The organism is Tabrizicola sp. (assembly GCF_041913445.1).
Taxonomy (GTDB): Bacteria; Pseudomonadota; Alphaproteobacteria; order Rhodobacterales; family Rhodobacteraceae; genus Tabrizicola.
Genome location: NZ_JAYSFG010000016.1, coordinates 1 through 15,164, shown reverse-complemented (window position 1 = coordinate 15,164; position 15,164 = coordinate 1). Strand labels below are relative to the sequence as shown.

10 protein-coding genes are annotated in these 15,164 nt (G+C 68.0%); 2 read left to right on the top strand and 8 right to left on the bottom strand.

Features of this window, described 5'->3' with window-relative positions; all coding sequences use genetic code 11:
* Positions 1-11 precede the first annotated feature (11 nt).
* Positions 12-659: a YceI family protein gene (locus tag ACE3Q6_RS16170; RefSeq protein WP_374434538.1), complete on the top strand. Its 648-nt coding sequence runs from the start codon at positions 12-14 to the stop codon at positions 657-659.
* Here the strand turns inward: ACE3Q6_RS16170 and ACE3Q6_RS16165 are convergent.
* From ACE3Q6_RS16165 to mnmH, 8 genes are all read right to left on the bottom strand, one after another.
* Entirely contained in the window at positions 650-1,309 is a 660-nt protein-coding gene (locus ACE3Q6_RS16165; RefSeq protein ID WP_374434536.1) for a helix-turn-helix domain-containing protein, read from the bottom strand. The two genes, ACE3Q6_RS16170 and ACE3Q6_RS16165, sit on opposite strands and share 10 nt — an antisense overlap.
* Before the next feature lie 69 nt (positions 1,310-1,378).
* Positions 1,379-1,939: a sarcosine oxidase subunit gamma gene (locus ACE3Q6_RS16160; RefSeq protein WP_374434534.1), complete on the bottom strand. Its 561-nt coding sequence runs from the start codon at positions 1,937-1,939 to the stop codon at positions 1,379-1,381.
* Positions 1,932-4,871: a sarcosine oxidase subunit alpha family protein gene (locus tag ACE3Q6_RS16155; protein ID WP_374434532.1), complete on the bottom strand. Its 2,940-nt coding sequence runs from the start codon at positions 4,869-4,871 to the stop codon at positions 1,932-1,934. Before ACE3Q6_RS16155 ends, ACE3Q6_RS16160 begins: the two co-directional genes overlap by 8 nt.
* Positions 4,868-5,152, bottom strand: coding sequence for a sarcosine oxidase subunit delta (locus ACE3Q6_RS16150; protein WP_374434530.1), 285 nt, complete (start codon positions 5,150-5,152; stop codon positions 4,868-4,870). The genes ACE3Q6_RS16155 and ACE3Q6_RS16150 overlap by 4 nt, the downstream gene beginning before the upstream one ends.
* Before the next feature lie 12 nt (positions 5,153-5,164).
* Positions 5,165-6,415 (bottom strand): sarcosine oxidase subunit beta family protein, encoded by a 1,251-nt coding sequence (locus tag ACE3Q6_RS16145; RefSeq protein WP_374434528.1) that lies wholly within the window; start codon positions 6,413-6,415, stop codon positions 5,165-5,167.
* A gap of 326 nt (positions 6,416-6,741) precedes the next feature.
* Entirely contained in the window at positions 6,742-10,197 is a 3,456-nt protein-coding gene (gene smc / locus ACE3Q6_RS16140) for a chromosome segregation protein SMC (RefSeq protein WP_374434526.1), read from the bottom strand.
* 177 nt (positions 10,198-10,374) lie between these two features.
* A complete protein-coding gene (locus ACE3Q6_RS16135; RefSeq protein WP_374434523.1) occupies positions 10,375-13,215 on the bottom strand; it encodes an error-prone DNA polymerase in 2,841 nt (946 codons plus the stop codon).
* Between the two features lie 66 nt (positions 13,216-13,281).
* Complete coding sequence (gene mnmH, locus ACE3Q6_RS16130) at positions 13,282-14,331, bottom strand: tRNA 2-selenouridine(34) synthase MnmH (protein ID WP_374434521.1); 1,050 nt, start codon at positions 14,329-14,331, stop codon at positions 13,282-13,284.
* A gap of 100 nt (positions 14,332-14,431) precedes the next feature.
* On the opposite strand from mnmH, the gene ACE3Q6_RS16125 reads away from it, so the two are divergent.
* The gene (locus ACE3Q6_RS16125) at positions 14,432-15,037 is read left to right on the top strand and encodes a DUF1287 domain-containing protein (protein WP_374434518.1); all 606 of its coding nucleotides are present in this window, start codon (positions 14,432-14,434) and stop codon (positions 15,035-15,037) included.
* The last annotated feature ends 127 nt before the right edge of the window (positions 15,038-15,164 follow it).

Sequence of the window (15,164 nt, the reverse complement as noted above, 5' to 3'; positions counted from 1 at the left end):
GGAGGCGCCCCATGCTGCGCACGCTGATTCTTATGGCCTTCTTGGCCACCCCCGCCCTGGCGCAGGAGGAGATGGACCTCGGCTCGCCGCCAGCCGGGACCTACCGACCCGACCCGGCGCATACGCGACTGTGGTTCATCGTCGATCACCTGGGCTTCTCGAAATACATGGCGCTGTTCACCAAGGTGGACGCGACCTTGCAGTTCGATCCGGAGCATCCGGAGGCGATGTCGGTGACGGCCACGGTGGACCTGCGGTCGCTGGAGACGCACAACCCCGCCACGGACTACAATTTCAACGAGATCGTCTCCGGCGAGGATTTGCTGAACGCTCCGGCGCATCCGGAGGCGACGTTCGTCTCGACCAAGGTGGCGCTGACGGGGGAGACTACGGCCGACGTCACGGGAGACATGACGCTGAACGGGGTGACGAAGCCGGTCACCTGGAAGGCCAGCTACAACGGCGGCTGGGGGCATATGCCGCTGGACCCGATGGGCGCGCGGGCCGGGTTTTCGCTGGAGACGGTGATCAAGCGGTCGGACTTCGGGATCGACTTCGGCATCCCGGAGCCGGGCAGCGAGATGGGCGTCGGCGACGAAGTGCAGATCTTCTTCGAGGTCGAGATGGTTAACCCCGAGGCGCCGAAGCCTCAGCCCTGAGGGTAGGCGATCACCGAGAGATACCGCGCCGGGAGCTTCACCAGCGTCTCCGGCCCGTGCGGGGAGTCGGCGTCGAAGAACAGGCTGTCGCCGGGTTTCAGCGGGTAGACGGCGTCGCCGTGGCGGTAGTCGACCTCACCCTCCAGCATGTAGAGGAGTTCCAGGCCCTCGTGCTGGAAGGCCGGGAAGGTGTCGGATTCGGTAGTCAGCGTGATGATGTAAGGTTCGACCACGACGCCGGAATTGTTCGAGCCGATGTGCCCCAGAAGGTTGTACTGGTGCCCGGCGCGGGTGCCGCGGCGTTCGATTTCGACGTGCTCCCCGGCGCGGACGTGCTGCGCCTCGCGCCGTTCCTCGTAGCTGCGGAAGAAGGCGGTGACGGGGACCGAGAAGGCGTGGCTGAGAACCTGAAGGGTGGTCAGCGAGGGCGAGGTGTTGCCGTTCTCGATCTTCGAGAGCATCCCGATGGAGAGGCCGGTGACATTGGCCAGGTCCGCCACGGTCATGCCCTGCTGGCGGCGGAAGTTCCGGACCTCACGGCCGATGGCGGCTTCGAGGTTGCGCTCGGTGATCTCGCGGACGCGGTGCGGATCCTGGTCGAAGGCAGGCTTGCCGCGCGGAAGCGTTGAATGGACGATACCGTCAGACATGGGCAACTATCCCCAAGTGAAACCAATACGAAAGGTTTCACTACAGGGAAACATTCTGTCAAGCAATTGCTACCAGACCGAATGTGCGGCCGTCTCGAGGGCGTGGAGCAGGCTTTCGGCGCTGGACCGGGGGCCGTAGAGGCGGGCCGCACCGGGGCCGTGCTTGATCAGGTACACGCCGAGGTGCTCCATCACGGTGCGGGTGGCGTAACCGGTTGGGCGGGTTGCGTAATCCGCGTTGCAGAGCCGTTCGAGAAGGGGCGTCAGGTCGTCGGCCGAAAGGTCGAAGGCGACCCAGGCGTCGGTCTGTTCGGTGATGCTGGCCGCGTCGCCAAGCGCCGACTTCAGCATGTCCGCGACGAGTTCGTGGGTGGCGTAGGGGGCCTCGACGAACCACATTTCGGGCGCGACCCAGAATGCCGAGTATGGGGTGCCCGGCTGGTAGCTGGCGGGGCCGGGAAGCGGCACGCCCGCCTTCTGCGCGGCGGCGGAGAGGTCTTGTGCGCGCCCTTTGCGGGCGGCGACCGAGGCGAGGGCAACTTCGCTGCGTTCGCTGATGGTCAGCGGCCCGTGGGTGACGGTCGTTGCTTCGCGCTTACCCAGCGCGGTGAGGGGCTGCAGGCTAGCCACGGAGGCGTTCTCCTTCCGGGTCGAACATGTGGGGCGAGATGATCTCGACCTCGGTTTCCAGACCGGCGAGCAGGTTCACGATCCGCATCCGCTGGCCGATCTTCTTGTCGCCCCCCTTGAGGTAGCCAAGCGCGATGTCGCAGCCGAGGTGCGGCGAGTAGACCTTCGAGGTCAGCCAGCCGCCGTCGTTCGCCGCCACGGGCGCCGCGCCCTTTTCCAGGAAGTGGGAGCCGGCGGTCAGCTTGCCGTTGGGGTTCACCGGCTTGACGCCGACGAGGCGGTAGCCGTTCTCGGCGGTCATCCCCTCGCGCTGGGACAGGACCATGCCGATGGAGTCCTTCTTCTTCGACACCATCTTGCCAAGGCCCATGTTCATAGCGGTGGACTGGCCGTTGAGCTCGCCGCCCGCGACGTGGCCCTTTTCGATCCGCATGACGCCCAGGGCCTCGGTGCCGTAGACGATGGGGGCGAACTCCTTGCCGCGCGCCAGCATCTCGCGCAGGAGCGCGTCGCCGTAGCGGGTGGGGACGGCGATCTCATAGGCGAGTTCGCCGGAGAAGCTGATCCGGAACAGCCGTGCCCGTAGGCCGCCACAGACGGTGATGTTACCGGCGCCCATGTAGGGGAAGGCGGCGTCGGAGATGTCCTGGTCGACGACTTTTTCCAGCAGTTTCCGCGCGTTGGGACCCGCGACCGAGAACTGCGCCCAGGCCTCGGTGGTGGAAATGAGCTGGACGTCCATCTCGGGCCAGAGGCATTGGCGGCAGAATTCCAGGTGCCGGAACACCGTCACGGCGTTGGCCGTGGTGGTGGTCATGACATATTCGTTCTCGCCCATCCGCGCGGTGGTGCCGTCGTCGAAGACGATCCCGTCCTCGCGCAGCATCAGCCCGTAGCGGCACTTGCCGACGGCGAGGGTGGAGAAGGTGTTGGCGTAGACCTTGTCGAGGAAGGCCCCGGCATCGGTGCCCTGGATGTCGATCTTGCCGAGCGTGGTCACGTCGCAGATGCCGACGGATTTGCGGGTCGCCAGGACCTCACGGTCGACCGACTGCCGCCATTCCGTTTCGCCCGCCTTCGGGACCCATTGGGTGCGCAGCCAGTTGCCGACCTCGACGAAGATCGCGCCCTGTTCCTTGGCCCAGTGGTGGCTGGGGGTGAGGCGGAAGGGTTTGAATTCCTTGCCCCTTGAGCGTCCGGCAAGCGCCCCCATCGCGACGGGGGTGTAGGGCGGGCGGTAGATCGTGGTGCCGGTCTCGGGGATCGAGCGGCCGGTCAGCTCGGCCATGATGGCGAGGCCGATGACGTTCGAGGTCTTGCCCTGGTCGGTCGCCATGCCAAGCGTGGTGTAGCGCTTCAGGTGCTCGACGGAGGTGAAGTTCTCCTGCTTCGCGAGCTTCACGTCCTTGACGGTCACGTCGTTCTGCTGATCGACCCAGGCGCGGCCTTTGCCGTGGTGGACGTACCAGAGCGGCGAGATGCGGACCGGCGCATCCTCGGCCTGCGGGAGGTCGGGGGCGGAGCCGAGGTCCAGCGCTGCGATGGCGGCGTCGCGGCCGGTCTTGAGAGCCGCGTGGGTGGACATATGTCCCGCAGCGGCACCAGCGACGAGAAGGCCGGGAGGCCCTTCCGGGCCGGGGACGAAGGCCGCGATGGCGGCGTCGTAGACGGGGCGGGAGCGGTGATGTGAGTGGATGTTCACATTCGGGTTCCAGCCACCCGACACGCCAAGGGCATCGACGGCGATGGTTTCCGAACGACCGTTCGCCTGGCGCACGGTGATCGAGGTCAGGCCCAGCTTGCCGGAGGTGTCGATGACCTCGGCCCCCTGCAGGTGGCGAACGCCGGGGAGGAGATCGCCACCCTGGCGGCTGTCGATCACGGCCACCACATCGACGCCCTTGGCCTTCAGGTCCAGCGCGGTACGGATGCCGTCGTCATTGTTGGTGAAGACCGCAACACGCTGCCCCACGGCAACGCCCCAGCGGTTGGCATAGGCCCGCAGCGCGCCGGCCATCATGATGCCGGGACGGTCGTTGTTTTCAAACGCGATGGGGCGTTCGGTGGCACCGCCTGCGAGAATCGCCTTCCCCGCATAGATGCGCCAGAGGACCTGGCGGGGCTTGCCCTTGGCGGGGGTGGGCAGGTGGTCGGAGACCCGCTCGACCGCGCCGTAGATGCCGTGGTCGAAGGCCCCGATGACCGTGGTGCGGGTCATCAGGCGAACGTTGGGCAGGGTCGCAAGTTCGGCCACGGTGGCGTCGGCCCAGTCCGCGCCGGAGGTGTTGCCGATGGCATAGGTCTCGGCATTGAGACGGCCGCCCATGCGGAAATCCTCATCCGCCAGGATGACCCGCTTGCCTGCCCGACCTGCGGTCAGGGCGGCCATCAGGCCCGTGGGACCGGCCCCGATGACCAGGAGGTCGCAGTGCAGGAAACCCTTGTCGTAATCGTCCGGGTCCTCCTCGCGGGTGACCGAGCCAAGGCCCGCAGCGCGGCGGATGATCGGCTCATAAAGCTTTTCCCAGAAGGACTTGGGCCACATGAAGGTCTTGTAGTAGAACCCGGCCGCGAAGAAGGTCGACAGCTTGTCGTTGATCCCCATCGCGTCGAAGCGGAGGGAGGGCCAGCGGTTCTGGCTGTTCGCCGTCAGGCCGTCGAACAATTCGGCCACCGTGGCGCGGGTGTTCGGCTCCTGCCGCCCGCCGGTGCGCAGTTCGACGATGGCGTTCGGTTCTTCCGAGCCCGAGGAGATCGGCCCGCGCGGGCGGTGGTACTTGAAGCTGCGGCCCATCAGGCGGACGCCGTTGGCCAGCAGCGCCGAGGCCAGCGTGTCGCCCGGATGGCCCTGGTAGGGGATGCCGTCGAAGGTGAAGCGGAGAGTCTTGCTGCGGTCGATCTGGCCGCCCGTGATGCGGTTGGATTGGCTCATTTCGTGCGCCCCCGTGCCCGCGCGACATCCCGCGCCAGTTCGACCTTGGTGATCTCATGCGTGACGGTGTTGCGGGTGACGACCAGCCAGGAGCGGTCGCCCTGCTCGTGGTACCAGAGCTCCTGGTGTTCGCCGGCCGGGTTGGTCCGCTGATAGAGATATTCGTGGAATTCCTCGACACCGGCGGTCATGCCATCAGGGCGGTCGATGAGGGAGGCATCGCCAAGATAGACGAATTCCTGCGCGTCGCGGGGGCCGAGGATCGGATGGTGAATGATCATTCGCTTATTCCGTCAATGCAGGTTCGGCTGGGCGCCCTGGCCCTTTTCGTCGATCGTCAGGCCCTTGCGGAAGCGGTCGAGGCGATAGGCCGTCGCGGTCTTGTGCGGCTCGTCCTTGGCCATCAGGTGCGCGAAGCACCAGCCCGAGGCCGGGGTCGCCTTGAACCCGCCGTAGCACCAGCCGCCGTTGAAATAGAGGCCCTCGACATGGGTCTTGTCGATGAAGGGCGAGCCGTCCATCGACATGTCCATGATCCCGCCCCAGGTCCGCAGCAGCCGCACGCGCCCGATGGCGGGCATCAGGGCCATGCCGCCCTCGGCCACGTCCTCGATCACCGGCAGGTTGCCGCGTTGGGCGTAGGAGTTGTAGCCGTCGATGTCGCCGCCGAAGACGAGGCCGCCCTTGTCGGACTGGCTGACGTAGAAGTGCCCGGCGCCGAAGGTCATGACGCCGTCGATCAGGGGCTTCAGGCCCTCGGAGACGAAGGCTTGCAACACGTGGCTTTCAATGGGCAGGCGCATCCCGGCATGGGCCATGACCTTGGAGGACGACCCCGCGACGGCCACGCCGACCTTCTTCGCGCCGATGTAGCCACGGGTCGTTTCCACGCCCTTGATGCGGCCGTTCTCGATCCGCATCCCGGTGACTTCGCAGTTCTGGATCAGGTCGACGCCGCGCTGGTCCGCGCCGCGCGCATAGCCCCAGGCCACCGCGTCGTGCCGCACCGTACCGCCGCGCGGCTGCATCAGCGCGCCCTTGATCGGGAAGCGGGCGTTGTCGAAGTTGAGCCAGGGGTACATCTGGCGGACCTCGTCGCGGGACAGAAGCCGCGCATCCGCGCCATGCATGATCATCGCATTGCCGCGCCTTGTGGCCGCGTCGCGCTGCGCGTCGGTGTGGATCAGGTTGATGATCCCGCGCTGGCTGACCATGGCGTTGTAGTTGAAGTCCTGCTCCAGGCCCTCCCAGAGCTTCAGCGAGAATTCGTAGAAAGGTTCGTTCCCGTCGAGCAGGTAGTTCGACCGGATGATCGTGGTGTTCCGGCCCACGTTGCCGCCGCCGAGGTAGCCCTTTTCCAGCACCGCGATCCGGGCCTGGCCGAATTCCTTGGCGAGGTAATAGGCAGTGGCCAGCCCGTGGCCACCCCCGCCGATGATGATGTAGTCGTATTCGGCCTGGGGTGTGGGGTCGCGCCAGACGGGTTTCCAGCCCTTGTGGCCGGTGAGTGCCTCGGCAATGACCCGAAATCCGGAATAGCGCACGGCGGTTCTCCTGCTTCTGGGCCTGTTCTAGGCCCGAACTGCTGCAGGAAGCCGTTGGTTTTCGCCATCACCTTGGCCGTTTCGGCCATCGGCTGTCAGTCGACGCCGCGGTTGATCGTGGGCTGCGACAATGCCGGAACGTCGATCACAAGGGATCCATCCGACAGGGCGAACAGGGTCAGAATCGTTGCGACGGTAATCAGGCTGTGCATGGGGTGCTCCAGGCGTTTGTTCACGACCCGTTCTGCCTGATTCTGATTTCCAGCAGGTTAACCAAGCGCACCCGCCGGTTATCGGCGAGGGGGAACGACGGCTCGGAACGGCGCTTACGCGACCAGCGCCTCGGCTTTCTTGAGGTCCACGCTGACAAGCTGGCTGACCCCCTGTTCCTGCATCGTCACGCCGAACAGGCGGTCCATCCGGGCCATGGTCACGGCGTGGTGCGTGATGATGAGGAAGCGCGTCTCGGTGCGGCGGGTCATCTCGTCCAGAAGGTCGCAGAAGCGGGTGACGTTGGCGTCGTCCAGGGGGGCGTCGACTTCGTCCAGGACGCAGATCGGCGCGGGGTTGGCGAGGAAGACGCCGAAGATGAGCGCGAGCGCGGTAAGGGTCTGTTCGCCGCCGGAGAGGAGGCTGAGGGTCGCAAGCTTCTTGCCGGGGGGTTGGCAGAGGATCTCCAGCCCAGCCTCCAGCGGGTCGTCGGACTCGACCAGGACCAGCCGCGCCTCGCCGCCGCCGAAAAGGTGGGTGAAGAGGGTGGAGAAGTTTGCGTTGACCTGTTCGAAGGCGGTCAGCAGGCGTTCCCGGCCCTCCTTGTTCAAGCCCGCGATCCCGGCGCGGAGTTTCTTGATCGCCTCCTCAAGGTCGGACTTTTCGGCCGCGAGCGTTTCGTATTCCGTCTCGACCGCCTTGGCGTCCTCTTCGGCCCGCAGGTTCACGGCGCCCAGGGCCTCGCGCTGGCGTTTCAGGCGGCTGACGTCGTGGTCCAGCGTCTCGGCGTCGGGCATCTTGTCGGGGTCCGTCCGCAGGGACGTCAGCAGCTCATCCGGCGTGCGGTCGTCCTCCTCGGCGATACGCTCGGCGGCCAGTGCCACGCCTTCGCGGGCGGCATCGAGGCGGGCTTCGGCGCGGGCGCGGGATTCGCGGGCCTCACCGGCCAGGCGTTCGGCCTCACGTTCGGCCATGGCGGCATCGCGCAGGGCACCTTCGGCTTCGGCCAGGGCATCGGCGGCCTTGCGGCGGCGCTCTTCGGCCTCGGCGATGGCGTCCACCAACTCGTCGCGTTTGGCGGCGATTTCCTCCGGGGCAAGCATCGCCTCGGCCAGCTCCTCCTCGGTCTCGGTCCGGCGTTCGGTCAGCTCCTCGGTCCGGCGCGAGGCGGTTTCCAGGCGGTGCTTCCAGCCGGAAAGCTCCTTGGTCGCTTCCTGACGGCGGCGGGTGCGCGCCTCGCCCTCGCGGCGGACTTCGTCCTGGGCCGAGCGGCGGGTCATCATGGTGATGCGGGCGGCTTCGACGGTGATCTTCGCGGCCTCCACCGCCCCACGGGCGGCGTCGAGGTCGCCAAGGTCGGCCACCGCCGCCTCCGCTTCTTTCAGCCGCGCGCGGGCGGCCATGGCTTCGTCCTCGAAGCGGCTGACGGCCAGCTTTGCAGCTTCAAGCTTGCCCCCGGCGATGGAGCGGTCGGCTTCGGCGCGGGCCAGGGCACGGTTGGCCTCAGCCAGGCGAGCGTCGGCGGCGCGGCGGGCGTCGCGGGCGCGTTGGTCGGCCGTTGCCAGTTCTGACAGGCGTGCCTGCAGGGCTTCGTGGGCCTGCCGGGCGCCGTCGGCGCGGGCGGCGACGTCTTCGAGGTCGCGCTTCAGCTGGACGAGGCGGTTGAGCTGCTGCAGGCGCAGGGCGGCGGCGGAGGGGGCATCCTCGGCCCCGGCGCGGAAGCCATCCCAGCGCCAGAGGTCGCCCTCGATGGAGACGAGGCGCTGGCCGGGGCGAAGCTGCGGCTGAAGCTGGAAGCCCTGGTCGCGGGTGACAAGGCCGATCTGCGACAGGCGGCGGCTGAGGACGGCGGGGGCCTTTACATGCCCGGTCAGGGGTTCTGCCCCGGCGGGAAGGGCTTGGGCCTCGGCATAAGGCGCAAGGACGGCCCAGCCAGAGCGGGCGTCGGCAGCCACTTCCGGGGCGCGGAGGTCGTCGGAGAGCGCCGCGCCGAGAGCCTTTTCGAAGCCAGGTTCAACTTCCAGGCGGTCAAGAAGCTGATGCCCCGCCTGCGACTCCCGTTCGACCAGGCGCGCGAGGGCCGCGACTTCCGCGCGCAGCGCCGAGGCCTCGCCTTCGGCCGAGGAGCGGGCGGCGCGGGCGTCGGCCTCGCGGGTCTGGGTCTCGGCGCGGGCGGCTTCGGCGGCTTCCAAGGCGGCTTCGGTCGCTTCGCCTTCAGCGAGGGCGGCTTCCTGGGCCTCTTCGGCGGCCTCGAAGGCCTCACCTGCTGCTTCCAGCGCACCGGCGGCGGCGGCGACGGCTTCGCGGGCGGTGGCGGCCTGATCCTCGGCCCGGTCGAGGACCGAGCGGGTGTCGGCCAGCATCCGCTGGGTCGACTGGTGCCGGGCGGCAAGGCGGGCGGCGTCTTCGGTCAGTTCCGAAAGCGCAGCCTCGCGTTCGCCCAGCACGGCAGCGGCTTCGCGGGCGGCTTCGACGGCCTCGGCCAGCTTCTCCTCATGCCCATCATGGGCACGGGCGAGCTGTTCGATCTCACATTCCAGCCGCTCGATCACCTCCCCGGCGTCGCGGTTCAGGCCTGCCTCGCGCTCCATGTCGCGGGTCAGCTGGTCGATCCGGCCCTTCAGCGCGTCAATCTGGGCAAGCGCCCGGGCCTCCTGGTCGCCCAATGCATCGCGTTGCAGGACCAAACGCTGAAGGATGGCTGACGCAATGGCCTCCTCCTCGCGCTTTGGGGGCAGCGCGTCTTCGGCGGCTTCGCGGGCCTTGCCGGAGGCACGGGCGGCGGCTTCGGCCTGGTGCTGGGCGATCAGGCGTTCGCGCAAGGCGCCTTCGGCCTGGTTCCGCGCCTCGTCAGCCTCGCGCCAGCGCCGCCAGAGGAGCATGCCTTCCGACTTCCGCAATTCCTCGGAAATCTCGCGGTAGCGGGCGGCCTGCTTGGCCTGTCGGGTGAGGACCGACAGTTGTTGCGCCAGCTGCTCCAGCGCGTCATCGACGCGGGTCAGGTTCTGTTCGGCACCGGAAAGCTTCAGTTCCGCTTCATGCCGGCGGGCGTAAAGGCCAGAGATCCCGGCGGCTTCCTCAAGGATGCGGCGGCGGGATTTGGGCTTGGCGTTGATCAGTTCGGAAATCTGCCCCTGCCGCACCAGCGCCGGGGAATGCGAGCCGGTCGAGGCATCGGCAAACAGCATCTGCACGTCGCGGGCGCGGACGTCTTTGGAGTTGCAGCGATAGGCGCTGCCCGCGTCGCGGGTGATGCGGCGGACGATCTCGATCTGGTCGCTATCGTTGAAGCCGGAGGGCGCGAGGCGGTCCTGGTTGTCGATGACGAGGGCGACCTCGGCGAAGTGGCGGGCACCGCGCGTGGCAGCACCGTTGAAGATCACGTCCTCCATCCCGCCACCGCGCATGGCCGAGGGGCGGTTTTCGCCCATGACCCAGCGGAGCGCCTCCAGCAGGTTCGACTTGCCGCAGCCATTGGGGCCGACAACGCCGGTCAGCCCCTCGTGGATCACCAGATCCGTGGGGTCGACGAAGCTTTTGAAGCCGTTGAGGCGCAGGCGGGTCAGGCGCAAGGGGTCACTTTCCGAGTCGGGTGGATGATGTTCCCGCCGGGGGGCACAGGAGTCAACCCGAAGCCCCCGCATATGGCCGATACCTGCCCCGTTATCCCCAAGATGTTGCGGTGTCCTGCTGTCCCGCGGATGCGCCGTCGCAGGGGGTTCGATGCCCCCTGCGACGGCTCCCCCGATTCAGGCAGCGTCCAGCACGGGGCGGAGAAGCGCCATCGGATGGGCCCTTAGCGTCAGGCGCATCGCCACGTAATCCTCGACCACCGCCTCGCCCAGCGTCATCTCGCGGAAGCGGACGGCGGGTTCCACGATCCCCTCGCCCTCCATGTCCGTGGCGAACAAGGGCAGCGGCTCGTCCTTCACCAGCGCTGCCGCCGCCCAAAGCGCATCGCGGCGCGACAGGCCCAGCGCGGCGAAGGCATCCGCCTCGGCCAGGCGGCTCAGCGTCGCGGGACCGACCCCGGCGCGGCGCCAGACATCTTCCACGGTCTGATACCCGTTTCCCCGCGCCCCGGTGATCCAGCGCGCCTCCTCCTCGGCGATGCCCTTGATCTGCCGGAACCCCAGCCGCAACGCGAGTTCCGGCGACCGCCCCGCCCGGTCCAGCCATTCCATCCGGTTGTCCCAATGGCTCGCCTGGATGCAGGGCGGCAGCACGATGACGCCATGTTCCCGCGCGTCGCGCACGATCTGGGCAGGGGCGTAGAAGCCCATCGGCTGCGAGTTGAGAAGCGCGCAGGCGAAGATGCCGGGGTGGTGGCGCTTGACCCAGGCCGAGGCGTAGACGAGGAGCGCGAAGCTCGCCGCATGGCTTTCGGGGAAGCCGTAACTCCCGAACCCCTCGATCTGCGCAAAACAGCGGCGGGCAAAGTCCTCGTCATAGCCCCGCGCCAGCATGCCCCCGATGAAGCGGTCGCTGAATTCGCTGACATTCCCGTGCTTCTTGAACGTCGCCAGCGACCGCCGCAGCCGGTCCGCCTCGTCTGGGGTGAACCCGGCCCCCACGATGGCAATCTGCATCGCCTGTTCCTGAAAGAGCGGCACCCCCAGCGTCTTGCCCAAGACCCGGCCCAGCTCGTCCGAGGGGAAACTCACCTGCTCCTGCCCGTTCCGGCGGCGGAGGAAAGGGTGCACCATGTCCCCCTGGATCGGCCCCGGCCGGATGATCGCCACCTGGATCACCAGGTCGTAGAAGCACTTGGGCTTCATCCGCGGCAGGAAGTTCATCTGGGCGCGTGATTCCACCTGGAACACGCCCAGCGAGTCCGCCCGGCAGAGCATCCGGTAAGTCTCCGGGTCCTCGGGCGGCAAGGTGGCCAGGGTGAAGCGCTGGTGGTGGTGTTTCTCCAGCAGGTCAAACGCCTTGCGGATGCAGCTCAGCATCCCCAGCGCAAGGATATCCACCTTCAGGATCTTCAGCGTGTCGATGTCGTCCTTGTCCCAGGGGATGACCGTCCGGTCCTCCATCGTGGCGTTCTCCACCGGGCAGAGCTCATCCAGCCGGCCTTCCGTGATGATGAACCCGCCGACGTGCTGGGAAAGGTGCCGGGGAAACCCCTGGATCTCGTCGATCAGCTGCATGGTCTGGGTCAGCCGGTGGTCCGTCGGGTCCAGCCCGATCTCCTTCAGCCGAGTCTCCGTCACCGCCCCCGGCCCGCCCCAGCCCCAGATCTGGCTGGACATGGCGGCCAGCGTATCCTCGCTGAGGCCCATCGCCCGCCCCACCTCCCGCACCGCCCGCTTGCCGCGGTAGTGGATCACCGTCGCGCAGAGGCCCGCCCGGTGGCGGCCGTATTTCTCGTAGATATGCTGGATCACCTCTTCGCGCCGCTCGTGCTCGAAGTCGACGTCGATGTCCGGCGGCTCGTTCCGCGCCTCGCTGATGAAGCGCTCAAAGACCATCGTCCCGATCTCAGGGCTGACGGAGGTCACCCCCAGCGCATAGCACACGACCGAGTTCGCCGCCGACCCTCGCCCCTGGCAGAGGATCCCGCGCTTGCGGGCGAAGTCGACGATGTCATGGACGGTCAGGAAATAGGGCTCATACCGCAGCTTCCCGATTAGGGCGAGTTCATGCGCCATCTGCGCCCGCACCCGGTCCGGCACGCCCTCGGGATAGCGCCAGTGCAGCCCCGCCTCGGCCAGCCGGGCGAGCCGCTCCGAGGCCGTCTCCCCACCCGTCACCTCCGACGGATATTCATACTGCAACTCGTCCAGCGAAAAAGCCGCCCGCGCCGCGACCTCACCCGCCCGAGCCACCGCCGCCTCGTGCCCGGCAAACAGCCGCAGCATCTCGCCCTCGCTCCGCAGCCGCCCCTCGTTGTTCGGCAAGGCCTTCCGGCCCAGCTTGTCGACCGGCACCCCCAGCCGGATCGCCGTCAGCACATCCGCCAGCCGCCGCCGCCGCCCGTGATGCAGGAACGGCAGCGCCGTGGCCACCGTGGGCACCCCCAACGCCGCCGCCACCCGGGACAACCGCTGGAACCGCGCCGTGTCCTGCCCATCATAGCGGGGAGCCATCCCCAGGCTCACCTGGCCGGGAAACCGGGCCACCAGCTTCTGGACATGGCCCTTCCACAGCCGCCCCTCCATGACCTCGCCCACTGCGGCCAATGTCAGGCGCTGGTCGGGGGGCAGGACCAGAAGCTCCATCCCCTCGCCCCACTCCAGCACATCGGCCAGCTCCAGCCGACACTCCCCCTTCACCGCGCGCAGCCGGCCGAGGCTCAAGAGGCGACACAGCCGCCCCCACCCCGCCCGGTCGCGCGGCAGGCAGGTCACCTGGAACCCGTCCGCCAGCACCACTCGCGCCGCCGGGATCAGCCGCACCTTCGGCCCGCCATCCCGCGCCAGCTCGCGGCACTTGGTATGCGCCCGCACGATCCCCGCGACCGAGTTCACATCGGCCACCGCGATCGCGTCCATCCCCATCTCGGCCGCGCGCAACACCATTTCCTCGGGGTGCGAGGCCCCGGTGAGGAAGGTGAAATTCGTCAGCGCCGAAAGCTCGACGAAGGGCATGGCAGCGACTCGGGGTAAGAACAAAGGAAGAACATTCTGCCATATCCGGCCCAATGAGGCCAGAGCTCAGGCCAGCCGCTTCACCGCCTGGGCCACGGCTTCCGCGATACCCGGCAGGGCCTCGGGCCGCAGGTCGGGGGCCGCAACCTCTTGAAACGGCAAGGCCATCCGCGCCCGGTGCTTGCCATAGCGCGGGTCATAATGCCGCTCCATCAGGCTGTCGGCCAAGGCCGCGTGCTGGCCGGAAGCGGCCAGGGCCAGCCATTCCTCCATCACCTCGGCCGCATGCATCGGCTTCAGAAGCCCCACCGTGGCCGCCAGCCGGTCCGCGTTGCAGGTCAGGTCGGCATAGGCCCGCGCCAAGTATTCCGCCCGCGCACCCCGCGGCGCGGCGATCGCCACCCGGGGCGCGGCCACCATCGCCTTCCAGATTTCCGGCGGCAGGCGGCAGTTGCCGATCTTGGAGCTTTCCGCCTCGACCACCACCGGCCGCGTCGGGTCCAGCTGCGCCAGCGTCAGCGCCAAGGCCCCCTCGAAGGCCTTCTGCGACGGCTGCGGCCCGACATTGCCGAACAGCGAGCCGCGATGCCGCGCCAGGCCCTCAAGGTCGATCACCTGCACCCCGAAGCGCGGCAGAAGGTTCAGCACCTCGGTCTTGGCCGAGCCGGTGTTCCCGTCCAGCACCACCACCGGCGCCCTGACCGGAGTGTCATAAACCTCACGCACCACCAGCCCGCGCCAGGTCTTGTAGCCGCCCACCAGCGTCTCCACCCGCCAGCCGATCTGGCCCAGGATCGTCGCAAAGGACCCCGACCGCTGCCCGCCCCGCCAGCAATAGACCAAGGGCCGCCAGCCCCCCGGCTTGTCGGCCAAGGGCCCCTGCAGATGGGCCGCGGCGTTCTTCGCTACCAGCGCCGCACCGATCTTGCGGGCGGAAAAGGGCGAGACCTGCTTGTAGATCGTCCCCACCCGCGCCCGTTCCTCGTCGTCCAGCACAGGAAGCGAGATCGCGCCGGGCAGGTGATCCTCGGCAAATTCCGCCGGCGCGCGGACGTCGATGATGTCATCGAAGCCATGCGTTGCAAGATCGGCGAGGGAGGTGAGTGTAACAGCCATCACGGAACTCTTACCGGCGCCGGCGGAAAGGTGCCAGCCCGTCCGGATCACGGGAAATCCGGACTACCCACGCGGGCGTGAACAGGGCATGATTCCGCCCATGCGTTCCCTGCCCCTCATCCTCTCCTTGGTGCTTGCGGCGCCCGCCTTCGCGGGGTCCGAGCCGTCGCGCCTGACCGCCGCCGCGCGGGACCAGGTGGGGGTCACGGTGACCTACGACCCGGCCTATGTCGCACTGGAGTTTCCGGGCGGCGACATTCCCCGCGACCGGGGCGTCTGCACCGACGTGGTGATCCGCGCCCTGCGCGACGCCTGGGGGATCGACCTGCAGCTGGCCGTGAACCGGGACATGAAAGCTGCCTTCGACGCCTACCCCGCGCTGTGGGGCCTGACGACGACGGACCGCAACATCGACCACCGCCGGGTGCCGAACCTGCAGACGCTCTTCGCCCGCATCGGGGCCGAGGTGCCGCTGGACGAAGGGCCGACCCCCTACCTTCCCGGCGACATCATCACCTGGAAACTGCCCGGCAACCTCGACCACATAGGCATCGTCTCCGACCGACGGACCGAGGCGGGCGTGCCGCTGATCCTGCACAACATCGGCGCGGGGGCCAAGGAAGAGGACATCCTCTTCGCCTTCCCGATGACCGGCCACTACCGGATCGGCAAGGACGAGGCCGACAGCCTGAAGGCGCTGCAATAGGCGCAAGAAGCGCGCAGTTCGCGGCTCACCTCCTGACGCTTCAGCCGAGTCCCCTTTCACATTTGCACAAATATCCCACGGGGGTCCGGGGGTGTGAAACCCCCGGGGAGCAGTCACAGTGGGCGCG